This is a genomic window from Aeromonas sobria (assembly GCF_006243315.1).
Lineage (GTDB): Bacteria > Pseudomonadota > Gammaproteobacteria > Enterobacterales > Aeromonadaceae > Aeromonas > Aeromonas sobria_A.
Genome location: NZ_NKWE01000022.1, coordinates 19,938 through 44,091 on the forward strand (window position 1 = coordinate 19,938; position 24,154 = coordinate 44,091).

General features: G+C 53.9%; 23 protein-coding genes. 9 read left to right on the forward strand and 14 right to left on the reverse strand.

The features are described from left to right. Positions 1-34: 34 nt before the first annotated feature. Positions 35-403 carry a conjugal transfer relaxosome DNA-binding protein TraM gene (gene traM / locus CF137_RS06995; RefSeq protein WP_139718501.1) on the reverse strand — a complete coding sequence of 123 codons (369 nt, stop codon included), beginning with the start codon at positions 401-403 and terminating at the stop codon, positions 35-37. Between the two features lie 675 nt (positions 404-1,078). Here traM and CF137_RS07000 point away from each other — a divergent pair. Then, positions 1,079-1,540, forward strand: coding sequence for a transglycosylase SLT domain-containing protein (locus tag CF137_RS07000; RefSeq protein ID WP_139718502.1), 462 nt, complete (start codon positions 1,079-1,081; stop codon positions 1,538-1,540). A 21-nt stretch (positions 1,541-1,561) separates the two neighbouring features. On the opposite strand, the gene CF137_RS07005 is transcribed toward CF137_RS07000, so the two are convergent. The 8 genes from CF137_RS07005 to radC form a co-directional block, all read right to left on the reverse strand. Beyond that, entirely contained in the window at positions 1,562-1,966 is a 405-nt protein-coding gene (locus CF137_RS07005; protein WP_102665548.1) for an antirestriction protein, read from the reverse strand. 69 nt (positions 1,967-2,035) lie between these two features. Next, on the reverse strand, positions 2,036-2,398 hold the full coding sequence (locus tag CF137_RS07010; protein WP_005321056.1) for a hypothetical protein: 363 nt from the start codon (positions 2,396-2,398) through the stop codon (positions 2,036-2,038). Positions 2,399-2,448: 50 nt separating this feature from the next. After that, positions 2,449-2,796 carry a type IV toxin-antitoxin system YeeU family antitoxin gene (locus CF137_RS07015; protein WP_139718503.1) on the reverse strand — a complete coding sequence of 116 codons (348 nt, stop codon included), beginning with the start codon at positions 2,794-2,796 and terminating at the stop codon, positions 2,449-2,451. 650 nt (positions 2,797-3,446) lie between these two features. Continuing rightward, on the reverse strand, positions 3,447-3,656 hold the full coding sequence (locus CF137_RS07030) for a hypothetical protein (protein ID WP_225854527.1): 210 nt from the start codon (positions 3,654-3,656) through the stop codon (positions 3,447-3,449). Between the two features lie 44 nt (positions 3,657-3,700). Further along, positions 3,701-4,345, reverse strand: a complete 645-nt coding sequence (locus CF137_RS07035) for a DNA methylase (protein WP_139718506.1) — start codon at positions 4,343-4,345, stop codon at positions 3,701-3,703. Positions 4,346-4,736: 391 nt separating this feature from the next. After that, positions 4,737-6,779, reverse strand: a complete 2,043-nt coding sequence (locus tag CF137_RS07040; protein ID WP_139718507.1) for a DUF3560 domain-containing protein — start codon at positions 6,777-6,779, stop codon at positions 4,737-4,739. A 1,350-nt stretch (positions 6,780-8,129) separates the two neighbouring features. Then, the gene (locus CF137_RS07050; RefSeq protein WP_063968043.1) at positions 8,130-8,492 is read right to left on the reverse strand and encodes a helix-turn-helix domain-containing protein; all 363 of its coding nucleotides are present in this window, start codon (positions 8,490-8,492) and stop codon (positions 8,130-8,132) included. 39 nt (positions 8,493-8,531) lie between these two features. After that, the gene (gene radC / locus CF137_RS07055; protein WP_162850431.1) at positions 8,532-8,978 is read right to left on the reverse strand and encodes a RadC family protein; all 447 of its coding nucleotides are present in this window, start codon (positions 8,976-8,978) and stop codon (positions 8,532-8,534) included. 933 nt (positions 8,979-9,911) lie between these two features. On the opposite strand from radC, the gene CF137_RS07060 reads away from it, so the two are divergent. The 8 genes from CF137_RS07060 (at position 9,912) to CF137_RS07100 (ending at position 18,181) form a co-directional block, all read left to right on the forward strand. Then, positions 9,912-10,313 (forward strand): DUF6088 family protein, encoded by a 402-nt coding sequence (locus tag CF137_RS07060; RefSeq protein ID WP_005321450.1) that lies wholly within the window; start codon positions 9,912-9,914, stop codon positions 10,311-10,313. Next, on the forward strand, positions 10,303-11,268 hold the full coding sequence (locus CF137_RS07065) for a nucleotidyl transferase AbiEii/AbiGii toxin family protein (protein WP_101318705.1): 966 nt from the start codon (positions 10,303-10,305) through the stop codon (positions 11,266-11,268). The genes CF137_RS07060 and CF137_RS07065 overlap by 11 nt, the downstream gene beginning before the upstream one ends. A gap of 96 nt (positions 11,269-11,364) precedes the next feature. Then, entirely contained in the window at positions 11,365-11,679 is a 315-nt protein-coding gene (locus tag CF137_RS07070; protein WP_240038524.1) for a hypothetical protein, read from the forward strand. 24 nt (positions 11,680-11,703) lie between these two features. Then, positions 11,704-12,195, forward strand: coding sequence for a hypothetical protein (locus CF137_RS07075; RefSeq protein WP_235664784.1), 492 nt, complete (start codon positions 11,704-11,706; stop codon positions 12,193-12,195). Positions 12,196-12,706: 511 nt separating this feature from the next. Then, complete coding sequence (locus CF137_RS07085; protein ID WP_005322083.1) at positions 12,707-12,859, forward strand: Hok/Gef family protein; 153 nt, start codon at positions 12,707-12,709, stop codon at positions 12,857-12,859. Positions 12,860-13,023: 164 nt separating this feature from the next. Beyond that, positions 13,024-13,206 (forward strand): hypothetical protein, encoded by a 183-nt coding sequence (locus CF137_RS07090; protein WP_080697447.1) that lies wholly within the window; start codon positions 13,024-13,026, stop codon positions 13,204-13,206. A 744-nt stretch (positions 13,207-13,950) separates the two neighbouring features. After that, on the forward strand, positions 13,951-16,236 hold the full coding sequence (locus CF137_RS07095) for an ATP-dependent nuclease (protein ID WP_139718510.1): 2,286 nt from the start codon (positions 13,951-13,953) through the stop codon (positions 16,234-16,236). Further along, positions 16,229-18,181, forward strand: coding sequence for a UvrD-helicase domain-containing protein (locus CF137_RS07100; RefSeq protein ID WP_139718511.1), 1,953 nt, complete (start codon positions 16,229-16,231; stop codon positions 18,179-18,181). Before CF137_RS07095 ends, CF137_RS07100 begins: the two co-directional genes overlap by 8 nt. Positions 18,182-18,544: 363 nt before the next feature. Here CF137_RS07100 and CF137_RS21965 read toward each other — a convergent pair whose 3' ends face one another. The 5 genes from CF137_RS21965 to CF137_RS07125 all read right to left on the reverse strand — a co-directional run bounded on the left by CF137_RS21965 (position 18,545) and on the right by CF137_RS07125 (position 24,011). Beyond that, positions 18,545-19,405 carry an AbiTii domain-containing protein gene (locus tag CF137_RS21965; RefSeq protein ID WP_162515880.1) on the reverse strand — a complete coding sequence of 287 codons (861 nt, stop codon included), beginning with the start codon at positions 19,403-19,405 and terminating at the stop codon, positions 18,545-18,547. A 155-nt stretch (positions 19,406-19,560) separates the two neighbouring features. Further along, positions 19,561-20,175 carry a recombinase family protein gene (locus tag CF137_RS07110; RefSeq protein WP_139718512.1) on the reverse strand — a complete coding sequence of 205 codons (615 nt, stop codon included), beginning with the start codon at positions 20,173-20,175 and terminating at the stop codon, positions 19,561-19,563. Positions 20,176-20,266: 91 nt separating this feature from the next. After that, positions 20,267-21,421 (reverse strand): TniQ family protein, encoded by a 1,155-nt coding sequence (locus CF137_RS07115; RefSeq protein WP_139718513.1) that lies wholly within the window; start codon positions 21,419-21,421, stop codon positions 20,267-20,269. Next, a complete protein-coding gene (locus CF137_RS07120; protein ID WP_139718514.1) occupies positions 21,418-22,326 on the reverse strand; it encodes a TniB family NTP-binding protein in 909 nt (302 codons plus the stop codon). The genes CF137_RS07115 and CF137_RS07120 overlap by 4 nt, the downstream gene beginning before the upstream one ends. 2 nt (positions 22,327-22,328) lie before the next feature. Further along, the gene (locus CF137_RS07125; protein WP_139718515.1) at positions 22,329-24,011 is read right to left on the reverse strand and encodes a Mu transposase C-terminal domain-containing protein; all 1,683 of its coding nucleotides are present in this window, start codon (positions 24,009-24,011) and stop codon (positions 22,329-22,331) included. Positions 24,012-24,154 lie beyond the last annotated feature (143 nt).

Here is a 24,154-nt window from a genome sequence, read left to right on the forward strand (position 1 = left end):
GCCGGTTTTTTACATCAGCGACTGCTACGTGCAGTTAACTTTCTTCATCATCAGTGGAAGGGAAAAATTGCTCCATATCGTTCTTGATGGTTCCCTTCACCTTTTCCTTTATTGCCGCCACGTCGATACCATTTGCCTCCCCCAACGTTTTGGTTAAAAACTGGGTCAGGTACTTTGCCTCAAGAACTCCGGACAGCAGCATCCGGTCAAACTCATCGTGACTACTTCCTGCATGTTCAGAGCGGCGAAGATTGTAAACGCGCAAGCCCAACTCCAATAACATACTGGTCTTGCTTGAAAAGCTAACCTCGTCTGGATGCGCGCCAGCTTGAATATCTTCTTCGACCAAGCCCTTTATTTCATCGATAACAGCATTCTTCAAGTAAACCGTTACTTTTGCCATTTGCTAACCTCTATTTAAAATAGCAACATCACAATGTACCATAACCGTGCATGCACCGCTAGGGACTCGAGGGGGTAGCCGTGCATGCGCCGCCATGTAGCCGCGCCACTTTCTTGAAGCCCAAGCATTTACGTTGGCAGCGCATCCACCGTGCAGTTCATAATTCATTGATATTATTGATGTATGCTTTTGCACTGCTAGCGGCGCCGTGCTTTGTCGGTGCTGGCACGGTGCTTACACTGTTGTTTTCTGTCAAAAACGCTAAATAACACCATAAGAGTTGGCTTAATATGATGATTTTAAATGATTTATCTGCAAATCGTAGATTTGCTACGGGTGTGGAGTCTTATGGTTGAAGAGTAGGCTATCTATAAATATCGTGCTTTGGTTGACTCGGTATATGGCCGCAGAGGGTGACGAGGGAATTTTCGGCATCAGTTCGCCGTAAAATTGGCGAGTTATCCTTTGCGGGTTGTTTTTCCAGAGGAAACGGGATTGTCTTTTTCTATTGCGTGGCGAGATGTTAGGAAAGGGTGACGGGGGAATTGTGCGGCATCAGTTCGCCGTGCAATTTGCTCGTTACCCTTTCCGGTGATAAAGGGGGAAATACCTATTGTTTATTTGCTCGCCATCTCATTTACTGGCAAACTGGTTGCCTTGTTTAAGGGGGATACGATGAATAGATGGTTGCCGCTGGTCATGTTGCTAAGTCCCGCCGTCGTGGCTGCCGATTGTTTCGATATGGCGGGGCAGGCTTACCGTATTGACCCTGATTTACTACGCGCAACGGCCTTTCGTGAATCCAGTTTTAACCCCCGCGCCTTGAATGTCGTCTCCGATACAAAATATGCCGTTGGATTAATGCAAATTCATTCCCAGCACTTCGCCAAACTGGCACAATTCGGGATCACGCCAACGGGCCTATACAACGACCCTTGTTTGAATATCTACACGGGAGCCTATTACATGGCACACGCCATTAAACGGATGGGGTATAATTGGGACGCGGTAGGGGCTTACTATGCTGGATTTTCCACATCAGCCAAGCAGGCAGAAAAACGTAAATGGTACGCCGAACGGGTCAAGCTCACATATGACGAGATCAAAAAAAAGCCCCAAACATCAGGGGCCAAATAACAGCAAGGGAAGCAAACCTGATTAATCTAATGCGCTAAAAATCAAACTATGTTCTTCTAACGTCAAGGCATATTCACGAAGTGCGTGATAGAGTGTTACAAAATGGTCTTCATCTGTCATTTCCCACATGTAATAGTATGCAAAAAGACAAGCCACAACACCGGTAGCGTGGGCAGTCAACACCCCCTCAAAACCATTACCATCAATGGATAACGTGTAACCTTCTTTTTTCAAAGGGGGAACCATGAAGAATGCACCATTCGATACCTCCCACATATCCCAATAACCGCCGCTGTACGATGCGCAGATTTCTTTCATCCAGCCATAAATGTTACCTTCAGTTTTCATCATCCAGCGCCCGAAATATTTAGGCATCATGTCCATACGTTTAGAATCAATAACCAGACCAGCAATTAAAGTATCCATAAATCACCCCTTGTTCGGTCTGGGCCACTCCCAGACCGTTATACATTGATGGTTTTTGTTGCCTGAATTTTAATGCCACTGCGCCGCCGCAATCGCCTTACCTGCGAGCACAATTAATTCTTCATTTGTCGGCCATCTGCCAGACTCTTTGACATAATCAATAATGGCGGTTCCATACTCCTCACACACCTCATAAAGCCACGGTGTGCCAACCATTTCGATATGGGTCTTTTCTGCTAATTCCTTGAGGATGGGAAACGCATCATTCATTGCCCAATAGGTTGTTTCAACCATACCGCCCGGGCAACCATCACACATTTCGTAACCGCCTTGGTGAATGATCCCCGCAATTTGCTTACCGCGTAACATGCGCACGTTATTATCAATACTAATGCAGATATAAATGAGTGATTGAATGTCGTATTCGTTCATGGTTTACCTCTAAGTTGAATCTGAATATGTGTGTGGCGTTTTCGTGTTAATCAATATTGGCTTGATATATTGATGTAGACATAACCAAAACTTCCGAGTGTATCTGCCTCGCATATTAATCCGCCCTGTTCTATCCGAATGGCTTTTTGACAGCGTGGATCCAATTCACCGGATAACAATCCGCCCTCAAGCTCTTTAACTATTTCTGGAAAGACCGCCTCTAATTTAGCTTTTTGGTGGTCGGTCCATTCCCCGATGAATCCGGCTCTATCTGATAGGAAATGCAAGCGATACCGCTCTTGAACCAGCCGAGCCCCAAAACTAGGGCTAATTTCACGTAATAAACCCCATTGGCTCGCCATTCCATTTTCACTATTAATTTGCTCGATGCTGTTCATGGTTATTCCTTTTCTTTGTGAAATTTGCCTTTCTAGATTCTGAGCTGCGCTCTAGGTTTTCAGCGCCCGTGGCTCTTTACTGCGTTGCTTGATGTGATTTGCCTCTCTGAGTTCTTCGCCGCAAGAAAGGGAAACAACACGCGACAAGGGAGACGATGCCTGTGCATCCCCGCAAGCCGCAGCGCAAGCGAACGAAGAGAGTGCGAACGGGTGAGGAGATGGCGAAGCGAACACTGGCAGCGGCGACCGGCGTGTTAGTTTGCCTGGCGGTGAAGAGCTTAGAGGGGCAAGGCAGAGCGATTAAGCTGGCCACGGGTGCGGCAAGCGGAGCGCGCAGCCTCGCAGAGGCGTAGGCATGAGCGATGGAAACCCGAAGGGGCGAGACAGCATCTTTTCGCTGACTCGATGCGAAGCATGACAGCGCGACCGCTCGCGGTCATGTCCAAGTCATTTTGTAGAATTGAATCATCAAAAGCGGCATTTGATTGGTAAGGGGAGAGCAGACCCAGCAGACCAGGATGATTTACCCGGTCACACCATCGAGCAAGCACCAGGCTTAAAAAGTGATATTGAAGCAACAGCCCCCGGAGCCTAACCGCCTGTAAGGCGGCCAAGCCGCAGCCGAAGGCTGAGGCTTGGGTAAATCGATCTCATTCGACTGACTCGGGTTGATGACAGGTCAAGTGCTGCCAGGTTGCCAGATTTCGCGCTACCGACCGCACAGCCCCCTCTTCCTCGATGATCAGGTGGAGCAACAACCGCTCAACGGGCTCGACGCTTGTCCCTGCCAGACTTGCCTCGTTGGCCTCCATTCTGACCGCCTCCATGGTCTTGAGCAGTTCAAGCGCTTGCTTTGCCATGTCGCCTAACCGTGTTTCAAGTTCTCGCATCTTCTTTCCCTCCCCTATGCGGCCCGCAGTCCATTGGCCAGACTCAGTCGGTTTAACCCTGCCTGGTGATATTGCGGCAGCAACTCGATCCCGATGTAGCGCCGTCCACACTTGGCCGCCGCCACACACGTAGAGCCGGAGCCTGCGAACGGGTCGAGCACAATGTCACCCGGACGGGTAAACGACTCGATAAGCGGCTTCAACGAACCAACCGGTTTTTCAGTCGGGTGATGGCGATTGCCTGAATACTCCCAGGGCATCACATCCGGCAACGGCTGCGCGGGCACCTGGGGACGGCCTTTGGCGAGCAGGTAGGCGCATTCATGGCGATAGCCGACAAAGGCAGCTTTGGACGCATAGGACTTTGTGAACACCAGATGACCGACAACCCGAAACCCGGCCTGCTTCCAGGCGGCCATAAAGGTATCAATCTTGTTCCAGCCATAGAAGCTCACCGCCAGCGAGTGGGGCTTTAACACCCGATACATCTGCGTAAAGGCAGGCAGCACCCATTCATCATTAACGTCATTGGCAATCGTTCGCCCGGAGCGGTCTTTAAATCCGACTAGGTACGGCGGATCGGTCAAAATGAAATCCACGGCGGCATCTGGAAACGTAGACATGATCTGAACGCTATCACCCAACATGAATCGTGACATGGTATTGGCCTCGTCATAGAAGGGCGGCAGGAGGTCTCCGGGATGGTTGCCATTCCCTGCTGCCCGAGGCCAACACGCAATGCATCGCAGCGGGTCAAGCGGACGTGGAATACCGCAGCCGTATGCTTTTCGCGGCGAGGATATGCCGCGAAAGCCGCTTGAAGGCTGTTTGCGTCCCGCAATGCGGGGCATTGCACGATGGCAGAGGGCAGCAGGGTTCCCCGGCGTCACCATGTCATGGAATATAAAAAGGGCCGCCCCGCAACGTGCCAGGATGCTCCAGGGGGCAGAACCAACGGTAGTCACCCGGCAGCAACAAAGAGCGGGCGCGAGCGCCCAGCCTTATCTAGAGGGGAAAGCCCCGACAAGCCGGGGCCAGGATGAGATGGGTTTAACCTTCAGCAGGCAATGCGCGAGCTAATCGGCGAGCCTCATTAACGGCCCGCACGGTCACTTTGCGCACCCATGCACACCGGCTAGGCGACCAGACGAACCCGGCCCCCTTGCACAACTGGCGCAGCTCTGCCGCTGGCTTGCCATCAAAGCTGATTTGGATGCGTCCATCATCCTCGAACATGCGCCAGCCCTGGCCCGCCTGCTCGATCGGTGCTGCGCTGTGCAGCGCTTCGACCTGCTCGATACGCTGGCGCAAGCGGCGGATCTCAGCCCCGTTGTTGCTCAGCTGCCAGGTTTTGAAGCTGCCACGCTGGGCCTTGTTGGCGTCTTTCATCGCCTGCTGCTTGGTCTCACGCTGTGCCAACCTGGCCCGCAACAGCTCGAGCGCCTCGGGGTTATCACTGGCAATGCCGCCACGGCCTACCACCTCAGCGCGGGCGCTCAGGTACTGGGATTTTTTATCGAGGGCAACTGATGCCCCCATGTTGCGATCTACGTTTTCGAGATCACGACGGTGGCGGCGCTCGCTGTGATGCCCCATCAAGATGGGTTGCCCTGGGACGATGTAGCTCAGGATCCCCATGCCGTGGTTGAAACGGGCCTCACTGGCGCGGCTGGCGTTGATCGCCCGCACCTGCAGGCGCTCGCGCTTGGCGTCGACGCGGTCGGCATACTTGCCCAGGGTATCTGCTCGGGTAAGGGTGGGGGCCTCGGCCCCCTGCGCTGTCTGCGTGATGAGTTCTGTTATCGGAGCCACCGGCACAGGCTGGCCACCGTCGGGATCATCCTCTGGCGGGGTTGGCTGCGTCAGCATCGCCCAGGCAATCCGGCAGGCTTTACCCATGCTGTCGGCGGCGATGTAGTCGAACTGGTGGCGCTGCTCGCCCTGCTCGATAGTGACGTTCCAGAGTGCCCCCACCGGCTTCGCGGTAAACTTGGGTTTAACAGCGGCCACCGGTGCCACAACGGCCAGCGCCTGCGGGGCCTCCTGCCAGACAATGGGCTCCCCCTTGCGGTGCCATACCCCGCCCACCAGGGTTACCTTGTTCGCTTCACGCGTCAGCAGACATTGCGCCCACTCCCCCCAGATGAGCTGGTTTGCATCGCCGGTCACTCGCTCGCCGCTGCGCTGCTCGAGATAGCGGGTTGCTACTGCCATCAATTCGTCGCTGTGCTCGCGCTTGATGAAGGTATAACGGCAGCCGCCGAACACCGCATTAAACGGGGTGGTGTCGAAGTTGAAACAATCGGTCATGCCGTCGAATTTGCCGTTTTCGTACTTGCCGATCACCGCCTCAACCTCTTGGTGGGTCGGGCCATCCTGCCAAGAGACGGTGATGGTGTCATAGCTGCTTTTCACTGAAAACTTGATGCCTGGTAAGGCATTTTTCAGGTCGCGGCGCACGTTCTTTGCAGCGGGTACCCCGCCGCGATCTTGCTCGCCAAGCGGGGTTAAATGGGCATATTCAGGGGCACCGGCTTGCAAACGGGCCAGTTCGGCGGCGTAGGCATTATTGGCTGCGGTTTCCTGGGCGGTGGCCTCGATGCGGCGTTGTTCCTCAATGGCCAGGCGGGCTGCGGCTTCCACGTCGCTCGCGTGGGCGCGGCGCTCGACATGGTCAGCAGCACTACAGCCCAAATCGATACCCTGCATAAAGGCGATCAGATCTTCGCTGGCGGTGGCCACGTAATAATCGCGGCCCTTTGGTGTGTCATAAAACGCCAGCATAGACAGGCAATGATCGGCAAATCCGAGCTCATCATGCGCAGCCAGATCAATCCGGCACTGGTAGATCTCGCCATCATCAAACGTTACGGTGACCTTGGTTTTGAGGTACCCACGGCCAGCATGTTCGAGGGCCACGGCAAAGGCGTTTTTTTCAAAATCGGCATAAGCCACGACCTGCTCCTTTTGCCACGCGCCGGACTCTGACCAATGTACGGTCACCGTGACAGGGCGGCGGACAAACTGGGCGGCCTGCTGGGCCTGTGCGGCTGCTGCTTTGAAATCTTCCATGGTGATGATAGTTGCGCTCATGATTGCCTCTCTCTGCTGGTTGCCGGGTCTTTAAACCCATTTGCGTCTCTAGATTCCGAGCCGCGCTCTAGGTTTTCAGCGCCCGTGGCTCTTTACTGCGTTGCTCGATGTGATTTGCCTCTCTGAGTTCTTCGCCGCAAGAAAGGGAAACAACACGCGACAAGGGAGACGATGCCAGTGCATCCCCGCAAGCCGCAGCGCAAGCGAACGCAGTGAGTGCGAACGGGTGAGGAGATGGCGAAGCGCACCCTGGCAGCGGCGACCGGCGTGTTAGTTTGCCTGGCGGTGAAGGGCTTAGAGGGGCAAGGCATAGCAATGGCGTTGGCCACGGGCGCGGCAAACGGAGTGCGCAGCCTCGCAGAGGCGTAGGCATGAGCGATGGAAACCCGAAGGGTCGAGACGGCATCAGTTCGCCGACTCGATGCGCAGCATGACAGCGCGACCGCTTGCGGTCATGCCCATCCCTTGTTCGTTTTTGACTATTCGAGTTGCAATGTCGATCCTGCTAATCTAGCGATTCAAAAAACGCAGCATTGCACCGACATGGAGATATTATGCATGAATGAAATAGCTATAAATTTCAGTAGCCCTTCCTGGTGGTTTAACATGGGCTTCCCATTATTCTTTGCCTTGATTGTTTCTCGCGCCTTCTTGTTTTTCAAAAACAAGATGAAAAAAGCCTTCAGATATAATAAATTGAAACTTGCTAAATACATCAAGAAGAATAGGCACAACCTCGCAGCAGTGAATTATCAGATGATGAAGTCGCTATGTTGCTTTATAACGTTCCTCTTTACCTGCGCACTATATTTATTCTTGGTTATCACAGGTCCCTTGACACAAGTTAAAGAACAGAGCACAGCGGCCTTTTTCATCTGTTTGATCCCTTTAATTATTATTGAGCTCATTTACCTGAATCAGAGAGACCGCGCCATGCGTCTCGTATCTGAATACAATAAGGTTCGCATCAAGAGAACATGCGCACATGTTAGAAGCCAATGTTAACCACAACCGGTTTCTGCCGCGCTGCGCTTGCCTGCTGGCTTGTTCGTCGCAGCGCAAAGATGCCGCGCCTCAAAGCCCAGTCTTTACTCTCTCTGGCCTGCCAAGTGGCAGGTCAGATGCCTGTATTGACCCTTCCAGGTAATGCTAACGCTTGGCGTCACCACGAATGATTGCTTTAACGGCCACAACCGACGCATCGGGGGGCACACTGAGCGAACCGGCCAGTTCCCCCTCAATACTTCTCGTTATCTCCGAGTCCCCTTTAAACCAACACCATTCATACCCAGTCTTGGTATCAGCAGCTTCCAAAATGCCGCTCCGATAGTCGAATGTCACCATGGTCGTTTACCCAATAAACTCGAGATAACGGTCGGCGATCTGTAGATCCTCCCCCCCCTCAATCACGCCCGCCGCCAGCAAGATGCGCCGCCAGGCGTTGTATTCAATAGCGCGATGATTGTTTGCATCAACAGGGCGCTCCCAACGCCTGACTGTCGGGCAACCTTTTAGATCGATGGGATAGCCCAAAAACGCCCCTAGCTTGGTTTGTGGCCAGCCTAACAAGGCAGTACGGACAAACTTGATTTCATCCGGCGTAGGCAGCACAAATTCAGGCGAATAGCGGTGTCGGACACAGGGCCGCATTTTGAATTCCTCGATAGAACAATCCAGGCCAGTGACATCGTAGATAGCTTTATGTTCAGACATGATAAGGCTCCAGCCGCCCCGTCAGGGGCGGCGCAGTGTTTAAATTAATCCCCGCTCTGCAAATGACATGCTGTTTTCACCGGCGACCACAATATGATCCAGCACCCGAATATCAACGAGATCCAGCGCGGCTTGCAGTCGCTCGGTGATTTGGCGATCTGCACGGCTTGGCTCTGCGACACCGGACGGATGATTGTGAGCCAGTATCACGGCAGCGGCGTTATGTTTCAGTGCGGTTTTGACGACTTCACGCGGATACACGGCAGCGGAATCAATCGTGCCGTGGCTAAGGTCAACGGCGTTGATAACGCTGTGCTGATTGTCCAACAGGATCATGGCAAAGGTTTCATGTTCCAGTGTGGCGAAGCGGGTTTTCAGATACTCGACCACCATCTCGGGGCTGTTCAGTGAGTCCAGCCGAGTGAAGCGGCGAGCAATAATGCTGTGCGCCAGCGCGATAATCCGTTTTTCTCTTTCAGTGAACATACAGGCAATCCTGTTTTTTGGGTCCAGGCCAATCCCGTACCACAAAACAATTATACCATACCATTGGGACGGTTAAATCATTTTCACCTTAATAAGAAAATAAATGTAATAGGCGGGTATCCCGCCTATTTTTTATTTCACATTATCTGTGCTGTGATATCTGGCGATAACAGTGTTTTGCCATTGCCTCCCTGACCCATGCCGCTTTTTGCATGAGCAATATGATGGCCTGTTCGGCGGGCATGTGAGGAACGTCCATTAGACGTATCCCCCGCTTTTTGTTACTGTGAGTGGTCATGTTTACTCCTGGAACGGGTTTACGTGCTACCCCCTGTTAGCGCAGGGGGTTTTCTTTTTGCACAACGGGTATGCCTGTTATTACGAGCTGGGTATATCCGTGTATAAACACCATACCGTACCAATGGGATGGTTAAATTGATTGAGATCACAATTCTGAGCAGATAGCGGCAAGTAGCGGCTGGGCTTTGAGGCGCGGCATCGTTTCGCTGCGACGAACAAGCCAGCAGGCAAGCGATAGCGCGGCAGTTGCCTCCCCCGTGCCGAATTCATGCACAGCTAATGGGGTCACTTTTGCACCGAATTTGTGGATAACTCTCCCTCCCCTACACCATCTAAGTTTTCCGTGAGTGTTCAGTGGGGCTTTCGCCCCGCGCTTTATCCTCTCCATCAGCACAGCCCCGGCATCAGTGCAAAAACTGCCCACACGTTGACGAGCGCCGACATGAGCGATGTGGGCTTTAATGCACGGAGTCTGGGATATAGACGTTGTGCTAGGGCTAGTATTTGACCCGGTGGATAAAAGAGGGAGATGAGACAAAAATACGACATGCCGCCGTGGTAATGATGTCGTGTTTTTGCATGCAAAAGTGTCGTATTTTTGTATAATTGGGATAGATGTAGAAAGGAGGACTCATGATGACCATTGCAGACCGTGTTGAAGCACGAATCAAACGATCTAAGCGAGATGTGTTTCTCCGTGAGGATTTCGATGACTTGGGCGGTTATGACCAAATAGGCAGAGCTTTACGCCAGATGTGTGAAAAGGGTCTGCTTCTGAAGGTCGGCTACGGCGTGTATGCAAAGGCACGGCGTAACCGGATCAATAGTCGCTTGATGATCGCCTCCCCTGGTGGTCCAGACGCCGTACTCATTGCTACGCTTGACCGCCTGAAGGTGCCTTACGAACTGAAGGGCCTGACCGCAGCTTATGCCGCGGGGAAATCCACTCAGGTTCCCGCCTTTATGGAAGTTAAGCCTAAAAAGCGTTTTTCCAGAAAGCTGAAAATAGGAAGCCGAGTGTTCAATGCAGCCTAAAGACTCTTCGATTTTCGCCGACGTTTCTGACTACTTCGGGATCGATAACCCTGCGATAGCAGAAAAGGACTACTACGTCGTCCAGCTGCTCAAACTGCTTGCAAGTCATTCTTGCCAGCACCACACCATGGTGTTTGCAGGCGGGACCGCATTAGCCAAAGCTGACGTCAAGCTTCAGCGCATGTCTGAAGATGTCGACATCAAGTTATCTGTTAACGATAGTGCTAAAGATGAATCTCGAAGCGCGATGAAGCGCCATCGCAAAGCCATCCGAGATGGTTTGATTGAAGAGCTCAATGCGACTGGCGTTTTCCAAGTAGAGAAGGCTGAGGTCACTTGTCGGGATGAGCACAGGTACATTGAAATGCCGGTGAGATACCCGCAGGCCTTCAGCAAGGCCCCCTGCCTTCGGCCTTTCATCAAGCTCGAACTCATTGAGACTGATCTGCTTGCAGGCCATAACCCCATGCCCATTTGTTCGCTGCACAATGAAGCGATGCAGCAAGGACCAGAAGTGCCAGCTTTCAACACGGTTCCCCTGATCTCCACCCAAGCCGAGAAAGTGTTGTCGATGCTGCGCAGAACAGCCAGCGTCAAGCATGACCCAAAACGATTGGACGATGAGTCGTTGGTTCGCCACATTTATGACACTTATCGCCTGCAACAAAGTACCACCTTTGATTTGGCCGAACTGTCAGGGCTGATAGCTGAAGGGATGAAGATGGATCGTGATCGCTATGGTCCCCAACACCCCGAGTTTGCAGCAGATCCTATCGGTGTGATGCGGTTTGGCCTGGATGTGATTGCTGGTGACCCCCTATACAAAGATCGTTATGAGGCGTTCGTGAAGCCGATGGTGTATGGGGATGCGTTGACTTGGGATGAGGCATTTCGCGTGTTCGAGGCTGTTGCGCGCCAGGCTCTAGATCACATTGAGCAACACGAACTTATTTAGTGGTGCGCGAGTGCTAGCGGTACTTCACCAACTGATCGAGGAAAAATGATGAACGGGTTAGCCCGAAATGCAAAAGGGCATTGGGTAGCCACCCACATGGGCCAGCGCGTAACCTTCACCGAACAGCGCTTCGGCGATGCTGCCGAGTTACTTGCCCGCCGTGTCCTGCAGGCGATGCAGGCCGGTACATACGACGAGTTGAGGGATAGCGCCCTGCTCAAGCAGAGTTACAGTCGAGAGCTGGCCGCCCAGGTGTTGGGCATCCACGTAGGTGAGCTGAATGAATGGCTTCTGCGCGGTGTATTGCGGGGTCAGGAGATAACTCCCCCCCGCCCAGACAACCGTAGAGGGGCAGGGAAAATTAGCGGTTATGAACTGGCTATCGTGCAAGAGCGCATGAAGGCAGACTGAGTTAGTTAAGGAAAAATGATGGATATGGAAGCTCTGAAAGAAGAGATCCGCCTTGCTATGGATGGGTTTGGCGGAAGTGACATTGCCTGTGCGGCTGCCTGCCTCGCGTTGGAAGATCTGGAGTGCGCCCAAGGAAAGAACTGGGACTGGGTTCAGACTGTTTTGTCTGACTGCCCAGCCGCCAAAGAGGCCGCCTTAGCCATTCGGCGGGAGATGGAAGAGAGAAACATCCTGTCTCGTGCCCCAGCTCAAGATCGCTTTGAAAGCTGGCTGATGAAGAATGCCCCATATCTCTCACTCCTCTGGGACTTTGAAAAGCACGAGCTGAGCCTACCCATGGTCGATAGTTATCTCGCCACAGCATCTCACGGACAGGCGATTATGTGCCGGTTCGCAGCGGGTGTTTGGCTGGGAAGCAACGATTACCAGTTCGACATGATCGACGCTGCGGGGGTTCTGGATCACGAGCAGAAGACCGCTATCACAGCTTGGTTTACATCACCCTTCTGGCCGTAGGCCGATAACCGAGGAAAAAGCACCGCACGGCGTTGGCAATCATCGTCCTCAATCAGTTCTCGGACGGCTCTGGGGGCAAACCGCAGGGCTCAGTGTAGATGACTTGTAGCTCAGCTACAGTATCCAGAACCGCAACCCGTTATCGGGGCCGTAATCCGACCAGCGTCCTGGCTTGTCGTAGTAACGCCCTATATTCCAGGACAAGCGGATTTTTGCCCTCAAACGACCAACCGCCATACTTAGCTAACCAACGGCGGGGCTGATCTGGTCGCCATTGTGCAATGGCTTCCTGCAACAACGCATTGATGTGAGCTTGTTCGGTGTCGCGGCAGTATTGGGACATTGGGGCAGAGGCTGTATCATAGTGGTGGGTGCTTGAGGCTGTCTGTCTCAAGCGCAAGCAAGAGCCAGATAGACGAAAGCCCCGAAGGTCAATTTTCATTAACCAACGAGGCTCTTATCATGTACGTAGCAATACTGATGTTAGCCTCTCTCGACGAAGGAGGCAAGTATGCCTGGAAAAACCGCCGTGATGGCGTTGCTCATTGTGTGTGTCACGGTGCTGGCGTTTACCGCGCTGGTACGAGATTCACTGTGTGAGCTAAGTGTGCGGCAAGGCGGCACGGAAATCCGGGCATATCTTGCTTACGAACCGAGAGAGTAACCGGCAAGGTGGGGGTTCCGAACCCCTGCCTTTTCGGCGACGGAGGTTGCGATGGTCATGCCTGCAAGCACCCAATTTTTTATGGCGGATGGCGGGGGAAGAGCAGTGTACCCTGGGGAAATGGATACCTGCCTGGCATCCGCCACCTATTTGAGAGCGTAGAAATGAGCCTGAAACAGTATCAAAACTGGCTATCCCATTACTTGGTAAGCCGCCGCGATGGTGACCATGCCTTGGCTGCCGAGCTGGCAGGGATGATATGTGGATTTTGGGAACGGCAAGGTAATAACGCTGAACAGCAAAAGTGGCTACGGGTCCAGGAAGAGCACCATCAAAGTATCACCTGACCGCCCACAGATAATCAAAATAAAAAATGAACAATCAAAACAAGATATTGATGATTGTTAGGTTTCCATCCCCTCACCAGCTTGGGTAGGGTAGCCCGCCGCTTGGCGACTACTATTCAGTTGACTGATTGGGCAGGCGCACACAGCCAAGCGGCACATCTGAATGACACCCGCCCCATAGATGAACACGCAAGGCCACCACTGCTCAATAAGAGTTATCTGATGGCACCAGATTCCCCCAGCTTTAAGGCACAGCGTACTCTGGATTTCCCCAGGCAGCTCTACTGACCGCGCTAACCCGGGGACAGCCGAACAGCTCAACCCAACATACCAGCCAGCCCTGCACCAAGTAGTGGCTGACCACCGTCAAATCAAAGAGTAATCACCGAGAAAATCCGATACCGAGTGACATAAACACCCGTTTCAGCTCCTCCAGGGACATGGCCACCACCAAACGCAATAATTGCGGCACTATCCCCATGTGGTTTCCCCCTATTCAGCCACCGATACACCTGAGAACGAGACCACCAAATCAGGATGCCTGGGTGGTTAGGATAGTTTGAAAAGCGATGTCTTTCTCAAAAAGTAACGTGTCTAGGAGGCTGGGCGATTCACTTATTGACCTGAGCTTCATATAGATACAAAGTGCCCATGAAAATTATGGGCGATTCAGGGCTTCCACTTTCGCTTACTGGACTTGCCTCTTCAGCGTATCGATTTCTATAAATGACAAGGGGGGTTTACTTGCATCTTCACTCATATAGCCTAAGGAATTTTCGCCGTCTAAAGCACGCTCATATTGAGTTAGCCGACGATATATCTATATTCGTCGGGTCGAATAACAGTGGAAAAACATCAGCAACGCAAGCCATCCATTCGTTCATTACAAGTGGAAAGGATCGTTTTAGCCTTTACGATTTCAGCTCTTCGTGTTGGAACGACTTTGAGGAAGCTGGAAATATCAACCTTGCTAACCCGATCCCACCGGACTTCTCGCTGCCAAGCATAGATCTTGACCTCTGGTTCGAGGTCGCAGCACCAGACCTCTATCTAGTGATCCCCTTGTTACCGAGCACCTCTTGGGAGGGGACTAAAGTTGGTATACGAGTTTCCCTGACAGCTCGAAACCAAGCTGACCTCATTCGGAACTATCAGAACGCCAAAGCAAAAGGTGCAGAGCAGATTGCTGAACTGCCGCAAGATTCACAATATGTCCCCTGGCCATGTTCCATGACCGACTATCTCCAACAAGAGCTAAAAAGTGAATACGAGTTACGCTATTTCATATTAGATCACTCGCAATTTGACGAAAACTTCCGCGCAATTGACGGCTATATTCCTAGCGAATTAAGTGGAGAGCCAGGCGGTGGCACAATTCTGAAGTCGCTCATCCAGATCGACAGCCTCAGTGCTCAACGACACCTTGCTGATCCCAACCCTGAAGCAGGTGGCCGATCGGAAGATCTGTCAAAACGCCTCAGCCGTTTCTACAAACGTAACCTGAATCAGCGTCAAGATGACCATACGGCCCTTAAGGCACTGTTCGACTCCGAGCAAGCATTGAACGTTCACCTAGATGAAGTATTTGAACCGATGCTCAATCAACTCGCCGAACTTGGCTATCCAGGCGTCAATAATCCCCGGCTGAAGATTAAGTCCGCATTAAATCCTGCTCACATCATGAGCCAGGACGCACAGGTCCATTACCAAATCGGAAATGGCGCTGATACGGCAACCCTTCCTGATAGTTACAATGGGCTAGGATTCAAGAATCTAATTTATATGGTTGTGGAGATTCTCGACGCCCAAGCAAGGTGGGCAACAATGGAGAACCGCCCACCGTTGCACCTAATTTTCGTGGAAGAGCCGGAGGCACATCTCCACGCTCAGCTACAGCAAGTCTTCATTCGCAAGGTTCTCGATCTCCTGAAAATAGAAGGCGACAATGAAGGTATCTTCGGCAGTCAAATGGTCATTACAACCCATTCACCGCACATTCTTTACGAGCGAGGCTTCACGCCAATCCGCTACTTCCGGCGCAAGAAAGTCGGCACAGAACAACAAACTGAAGTTCTAAATCTATCGGCCTTTTACCAAGCCCAGCCAGATGACCGTGATTTTCTAGAGCGATATTTGAAGCTAACACACTGCGATCTGTTCTTCTCAGACGCAGCTATCCTCGTGGAAGGCAATGTAGAGCGGTTACTCCTGCCCGTCATGATCCAGAAAAGCGCAAAGAGTCTCCGTTCAGCATGTCTCTGTATTTTGGAGGTCGGGGGGGCCTTCGGACACCGCTTTCAGTCGCTTATCGAGTTTCTCGGTCTGACAACGTTGATTATCACCGACATTGATAGCGTAGCCCTCGTGACTTCGGATGCAATAGCTGAGGTTGACGATGAGGACATCGAAGAGTTTGAAGTTCCCGCTGACGTGGATGAAGCAGTGGAAGAGGTGGCAGGTGAAATTGCTCCAGCGCCGAAGAAGAAGTATGGCAAGGCATGTTTACCAAGTGAAGCTGGTGCTGCGACCTCGAATCAAACTCTCATTAAATGGCTCCCCGGCAAGCGCACAATCGAAGACCTGAGTACCGCCTTAGATGCGGACAAAACACACGAACTTAACGATGGTACTAAGGTTCGTGTGGCCTATCAGACTAGACGCGCAGTCACTTTCAAAGAAGTTACTGAAAACTTGTGCGGACGAACGCTAGAGGAAGACTTTGGTCTCGAAAACCCAGAATGGTCTCAAGCTACAGCAAGAAAGCAACTCGGCCTAATAGTAAAAGGAGGGGCTGTCGACCCTAAAGCTCTTGCCCAAGGTCTTCACAAAAAGGTTTCAGGTAAAAGCTTCGATAAAACGAAGTTCGCGCTCGCAGTTCTCACCGAAAACGAAGAAGCGTGGGATGTCCCGAAATACATCCATGATGGGCTTGTTTGGCTGAAAGACGAAGTGCGAATTGAACTAGAGCCTGTACTGACAGACGAGAATATTAATGCCGCAGTAGTCGTATTAGGAGGCGAAAATGAGTAGCCGGGCAAATAAACCGGACACCCAAGCAGACATCAACCTGCGAACCTGCCTAGGGAACGTTCCGCCACGTAGCTTCATTATGAAGGCCGGTGCAGGGTCTGGCAAAACAACTTCTCTTATTAAATGTCTATCGTCAGTTATTCAAATACATGGAGGCAAGCTAAAGAGGGCTAGGCAGCGAGTTGCCTGTATTACCTATACAGAAATTGCAGCCGGAGAAATCTGGAGAGATGTTGGCAATGACCCACTAGTACACGTCTCGACAATACATAGCTTCATGTGGCTACTAGCCAAGCCGTTCCAGAACGACATTCGCGGTTGGGTATCTGGGCGCATCGCAGAAAAAATTGCGTCGCTTGAAGAGACACAAGCAACCTATGGCCCCAGGATTCAGCAGCGGACGAGGGACAAGGATACCAGAGATCTCGAGCGCCTCCGCTGGCAGTCTGGGCGGATCGCTGCAGTCAAAAGCTTCCGATATGGGACCGGTAGTAACTACGCAAAGGGGATTTTAGGCCACGATGACATTCTGAAGATCGTGCCTCACCTCATTGCCGAACGGCCTCTCTTCCGAACCCTTATCGCACAACAGTTCCCTTTTGTATTTGTGGACGAAAGCCAGGACACGACCACGGAGGTCGTGGAAGCTTTGAAGATCGTCGAGCGTGAACCTGGAGCCCAGCTTTGCCTCGGTTTTTTCGGCGATCCGATGCAGCGCATTTACGTCTCAGGGACCGGACTCGTTGATGCGGAACCTACATGGGCTGAAATTCCGAAACCTGAGAACTTTAGATGCTCAACAAAAGTTCTGAATCTCGCAAACGCCATTCGCCGCGACGGTGACGATCTTATTCAGGTCCCAGGCCATCGTCTAGGCCCTGATGGCCTCCTTCCGAGCCCTGAAGGCTCTGCCCATCTTTTCATTTTACCTGCGGACGATATGCGGGATGCCAATCTAATTCGAGTACGCGAATGGATGGCTGCACGAACCGGTGATGACTATTGGCTGCCAGCTGCTGATGACCAAGAACGGGTAAAACTGCTCGTTATCGTTCACCAGATGGCGGCAAGGCGTCTAGGATTCGGAGACCTCTATACTGCGCTAAACTCCAGAGCCCCGTCAGCATTCAAAGATAATTTTTTAGATGGCTCTGCATGGCCCATTTCGCCGTGTGTGAAATTCCTCATTCCGATCGCAATTGCCCATACAGGCAACCGACCGCTCGAAGTAATGCGACTGATCCGGGAATACTCACCCCTTTTAGCTAAAGAATCCCTTGACGGGGTGGACATAGCTGAACGCCTTAAAACGCTTGGGGAACTTGTCACGTCGATTGCAGCGGGCATCATGGGGAGTTCCAACATAACGATCGGCGACCTTCTGAGGCAGGTACATACCGTTGAGTTACTGACCCTTGACACCCGTTTGGTATCGTATTTGGATCCGGAAGCAGCGGTGCCCGCAGTGCCCGCCGAGCCCCAAGAGGAAGAAGAGTATAACGACTTCTATAACGATGAATCTGAAAAAGAGATAGCTGCAATGGACGCATTTCTGGCGTGCCCTGCTAGTCAGCTTCTGGCATATCAAACTTACATCTCGGAACGCTCACCATTTTGGACTCAACAAGGCATCAAAGGGGCAGAGTTCGATCGGGTTCTCGTCGTCCTGGACGATGCCGAGAGTACACATGTCCAGTTCTCCTACGAAAAATACCTAGGCCTCAAAGCACCATCCGGTAACGACCAAAGGCACATAGATGCGGGTGAAGAGACAACAAAGGATCGAACTCGCCGTCTTTTTTATGTGAGCTGCACAAGGGCATTGAAAGACTTAGCCGTCGTTTTATTTACGGAAGATCCTGAATCGGCAGAGGCACATATACGTACGCTGAATCTTTTTGAAGATGATAGCATCAACAATACAACTGTTTTCGAAAGGAAATAAATCGAACGTCCATTTTTGGAAAAGCAGGGTTGGCAACATCAAGATCGATGTGTCAACTGTTCATGGGGTTTCAACCCTGCTTGATAAAGTTAAAGAGTTTCCGGCGTTTTTCAAGATAGCTGCCGACAGTACACTCGAGCTATTGTCATAGATGGTCGCCCCGGTTTGCCAAGCCCTCAATCCATGAAAGTGAGTCAGGTGGAGATTGCAGCCATAGATCCGGATTTCAATCGAGGCTACCGCCTCTATCCCTGATGGAATTCGCTGACTGGCTCCTCTATCAAATGTTCGCACTTGAAGGTGCTTTGACAATATCGGGTTTTGCCAGCCACGGTCTGACCTGTCTCGCCACCCCAATATTGATCAGTTTCCTGTCAAGGTGGCCAGCCACTTCAGCACCAGATCGCTCAGCACACCGCCGCCAGCGCCTTCCAGGATCGCCACCACAGTGCTGGCCACTATCACCGGCCATTTCCACTTGAGGGTGGCAGCCAGGGGCTTGAGGGTGTTCTGCTCGTTCTGTCGCGCGTCGCGGTCTGCCGGCTGACGTGTCGCATTCGTGCTCCCCTGCGCCAGCCCGGACGGGTCCGTTGCCTTCTGCTCGCCAGTGATGGTTTGCTGTTGCTGGCCCCCGGGCGAGCTCACCATCAGTTGGCCACCGTTGAATCCGCCCTCGATGCGAATTGTCACCGGCGCCAGCGGCTGGGGTGAGGAGGGCATTTCGCCCCCCTCGATCCCGGCCTCGGCCAGGTCGAGCGCCCAGGTCAGCAGTTGGTCCCGGACCACATCGACAAGTGCGCGGATCTGATTGCCGCCAACCACCCGTACCGGTTCCATGTCGAGGTTCAGGTCTTTCATCAGCATGGCCATCATCTCCGGCGGGAGAACCATGCTCACATTTTTTCCGGGAATAGCCACGTCTTCCAACCCGCTGATGGGCTGACCAATGCTGCATGTCGAGACCGCTTCTGCGAATTCAGGGTGGTCGATGATGATGGGGATCAGCCCTCTAAAGGGATTCCGAGCTTTCAACTCACAGCGTATGACTCGATAGGAGGGCAGCTTGGCATCATCCGGATAGCCCCGCAGCTCATGGTCGATCCAGGTAGCCCACTCAGCCTGTTTGAGTATACGGGCGACCACCTTGGCCTTGCGCAGCAGATCGGTGGTCTTTACTGCAGGATCACCGGCCAGAGCAATCAAGTCAGATAGCGGGGTGGACATCGAGGCGCTCCTGGGCGACAAAAGAGCCCCAGTGTACCCGATCTGGCCCTGTCGGTTGCAGCGCTGCAAGCGGGGCGGATCCAGCTCGCCCTCGCTGTCATTTTCAGAAGACGACTGCACAAAATATCAAAAGCCGACTGCGCGAACAGAACACTTCATCCACTGTTGAGCAGCTTTGCTCCATCCTCGCGTAGCTCGCCTTTTGGCGAAACATGTCGATATAAGGTCTGCCGAGTGATCCCTAGCTCCTGACACAGAGCACCGACCTTGGTTTCAGGTTGCCCCATCGCGGCCATCGCCAACCGTAGCTTGGCTGCGGTCATCTTGAACGGTCGGCCACCTTTCCTGCCGCGTGCCCGTGCTGATGCCAACCCCGCAATGGTTCGTTCGGCGATCAACTCTCGCTCGAACTCAGCAAGCGCAGCGAAGATGCCAAATACAAGCTTGCCTGCGGCAGTGGTGGTATCGATGGCCGCGCCGTGACCGGTCAACACTTTGAGGCCAATGCCACGCCCTGTGAGGTCGTGGACTGTGTTGATCAGGTGGCGCAGGTCTCGCCCGAGACGATCCAGTTTCCACACAACCAATGTATCGCCTTCGCGCAATGCCTTCAGGCAGGCTGCCAGTCCAGGGCGATCTTCTCGTTTACCGGAAGCCTGATCTTCGTAGAGATGGGAGGGGTCGAGGCCAGCAGCAATCAGTGCATCACGCTGTAAGTCGGTTGCTTGTGAACCATCCGCTTTCGACACCCGCATGTAACCAATTAACATTTCGCACCTGTCACATATACGTTCGATTAAGTGACATTCTGCGCTGCAGAGTCTACAGTGTCAAAAATTGACACTTAATCCGTCATTTATTCTAAGGAATGTAAAAGGGCCTGTCCGGGTCATAATGTGACAAAAATTCCTGAGGGATCCCCTCACGAGTAAACAGAGCACGCAAGCTGGCCAGTGATTCGGGATCCCGCCGCCCGTAGGAAGCCAGTGCAAACAGTGAACGTGCTGCTTCGGGATTGTGTCGTGCTTCAGCTAACGCTTCATTGATGACATTGAGCAGGTGTTTGGCGGGATCCTTTGTACGCAAGCCTGTGTTCGGTTCAGGCCAAAACAGTGCGGCCTGTTCGCCGCCTGGTATCAGTTCATTTGATTCGATCAGGTCGATAGCGGTGGCCGCCGCTTCCAGCATCTGCAATTGTAACGCCGGGGCCAGAACTTCGTAGGGACGCCACAGGTTTTGACCCGCACGTAATGGGTGTTCGCAGCACGCCCAGATATAGCGAATATTGCTGGAGTCGCTCCCGCACTGCGAGAGCGGAGTATTCAGCTCGTCGAGTATTGTGCGTAGCAGTCGAAACCAGAGGCCAGCATGTATACGCCGAAACGGTAACTCGACGTAGCCTGTTGTCAGCGCTTGCCAGGTACGCCGGTCCATCGTGGTAATCGGGTCGCTAGCTGTGCGTGGCGCAGTGTCGGTGTACTCCCAGCCAAGAAACCGACCTGATACGCCCCAATAGGGTTCCAGCCAGCAGCTATGCAGTGGACAACTCAGCATCAGGGGCAGCTTCCACGCGAGCAGTACGGCTGGGTTCTCCGGAACGTTCAGGCAGCGCGGACAGGCGCGGTGTATCGGCTGGCTTGGCAGCCAGGCACGCCAGCTCGTGATGAATCGCGCCCTGCGGCGTAATTTCGGCAGTAGCACAGAAAGCTGGAACGCATAGGTTTCCAATGCTTCTGGGATCTGATCATCAAGGCTGTCCAGTAGCCACGGCACCCAACCTGCGAGGCTCATGCAGCGCAGCCGGTCCAGCTCGATGCCGCTACGCTGGGCGAGCGTCGTCAGCAGTGACAGCGGCGGCGCGCCATCTAGGTCATCGACCTGGCAGTGCCCGAACTCATGTGCCAAAAGGTCGTGCACGTCCATCTGATATATGGCTGCGACACGATGGAGCCAGGATGATAGAGCCTCACCCTCCTTGGGGGCTGGATGGAGCGGCCAGCGTGGTGCCGACTTCAAATCAGTTCCCGCTCGAACTGTCGTCTCCGCTCACTGGGGCCGGTGTAGTTGGCCATGCTGAGTGTACGGTGGTTGATCGCTTCTTCGCCGCTCTCCACGGCGGCGATAGCTGTCGCCATCAGTAGGTGCGCCAGTTCACCGATGGTGCCCTCGCAGCGCGTGAGCAGGTAGCGAGCCATGTCCTGCGTGGCAATCTGGGAAGGATGCCGCAGCGGGAGAGATGCCGCGAAGCTGGCTAACAAAGAGCAGCAATCGTCGTTGGCCTCCCAAACCGGCAGCATCATCGGCTCGAAGCGGTTTTCCAATTGGTCATCCGAGCGGATGGCTAGATAGGCGTCACGCGTGCCGACCCCGACCAGCGGAATGCGCAGTTCGTTGCCCAGAAAGCGCAGCAGATTGAGGAATTCCCGGCGGGTGACGCTGTTGCCAGCCAGGACGTTGTGCAACTCGTCGATCACCAGCATGCGCACGCCGACTTTTCGAAGCAGTGCCAGCGCCAGTTGCTCCATTTCCGGCAGCCGTGGGCGAGGGCGCAGCGGCGCGCCCATCGCCGCGAGCAGCGCGACGTAGAAGCGGATCACCGACGGCTCAGACGGCATCTGCACGACCAACACCGGGATGTGCTCTTGGTCGGCGTCGGAGCTGGCCGGGTGGGTGCGGCGGAACTTCTCGACGATCATCGACTTGCCGTTGTTGGTTGGACCGACCAACAACAGGTTGGGCATGCGTTGTTTATTTGGCCACGCATATAGTGCTTCCAGCCGGTTCAACGCCTCGACTGCTCGCGGATAGCCGATCCAGCGGTCAGCGCGAAGGCGATGGATGCGTTCATCCGCCGGGAGACGGGCCAGGCCCTGCGCTGATGGCAGCAGGTGGGACAAGTCGATGATGGGATATTCGTCCATGGCTACCACTCCTCAATTTGGTCGAACGGTTTGGCCAGTGGCTGGTTGTCTGCTTGAGGGTCAGCCATGTCCGCGTCCGGTGGTGGCGAGATTTTGATGGTCGGGGCCGTGGCCTTGAGGTGCTGGCGTCGATCCGCATCGCGCCGCGCCTTGCGGGTCGCCTTCTGCGCGGTGGTCACGATCTCGCGCATCTGACCTATCATGCGGAACAGCGCCGACTCATCCACCTGTTCGCGCCCTTGCTGCCGCAATTTCGCCAGCGCCTGCTTTTGTTCCCAGAGGGTGACAGCCGGGTGTGACAAGGTACGGTAGGGAATTTCCAGGTAGTGCTGCCCATCCGGTTCCAGCACCCAGATGCGGCTAATGTCGCGCGGGTCGCGCCGGATCAGAAACGCGGGTAAGCGGTCGCGCCGGGCAATCCATGGCTTGAGGGCATCGGCGTAGTAGTGGATGTGGTCTATAACGAAGCCGGTGCGGGTAAGCGAGCGGCGAATGATGGGCAGGAAATCGACCAGAAAAGCCGTGGTGCGGGTGATGACGGTTGGCACGCCGGTTCGCGCGATAGCTTCGGCCCATTGCGCGGCCGGCGGCTGGAGCAGGCCGTTGTGTACGGAGCCGTGATAGGTGCCGACCGCCAATGTGAGCCAGCGCTCCAGCTCGCGCAGTGTCAGGGCTGCCATCTTCTCGGAGACGTATTCCCCGCGCTGGTCAGGGTTGGAGAAGGTCGTCCCCGGCAATTCGTCGTGGATCATCTGCATCGCCGTGCCGATGATCCGTTCGACGATACCACCGTAATGTGGCTGCCCGAGCGGACGATAGCTCAGCTTGATGCCATGCTGTTCGCAGCCACGCCGCAGTGCTTCGCTTTTGAATTCGGCTGCGTTATCCAAGTAGAGCAGCATGGGCTTGCCGCTCATCGGCCAGCTCATTTCCACCCCGAGCCTCTCCAGCCAAGGACGCTTGTCGCAGGCAACATGCGTGAGGCATAGGCCGACAGAGACGGCTGACGGCGCTTCCAGCGTGACAACCATGCCGAGCACGCAGCGGGTGAACACATCGATGGCGATAGTGAGGTATGGACGGCCAATCGGTTGCCGGTCGCGTTCGTCCACGACGATCAGGTCGATGACCGTATGGTCGATCTGCACCTGCTCCAGCAGTGTAGTCATAGCGGGAGGAGTGCCGCCGACACCTTGCTGGCAGCGGGATGCATCCTGGCCTTCCCGGCGGCGAGTTGCTTCGAGCGGATCGAGGCTTGCGATACGCAACGCCACGGTGTTGCGCGCCGGTACCCGCAGCTTTTGAGCTTTGCAAGCCTGCGCAATCTCGCGGTGGAACGCCGCCAGGCTGCGCTTCTGCTTGGTCAGAAAGCGCTTTTGCAGCAATTCGCGGATAATGCGCTCAATCGACTCCGGCAGGCGCCCCCTGCCTTTCCCGCCGCCGGATCGGCCGCGAGCCAGGTCTGTTACAAGACCCGAACCTTGTCGAGCTCGGTGGATCAGAACATACACCTGCCGCCTGGACAGACCAAGTGCTTGAGCGGCGGTGTCGGCCATGTCATGCCCGATCACTTCAAGCGCCGCCAGCGGCCCAATGATATCCATTCGATGCCTAGCTTGCGCCCATGCCGCGTCGGGCAAGGTGGCCACACCTTGTTCGGTAATAGGTGATGTGTCTGACGTCATGCCCACACCTCACTTTGGTGCACACGAGTGTTAAGCATAGTCGAGATTGGTGCAGGTAACTTCTGATATTTCGTTGTCAGGAGCCAGCTGCACAACGGCTGTTACGCCCAGTCAATTGGTGCAGTCGTCTTCTGAAAATGACA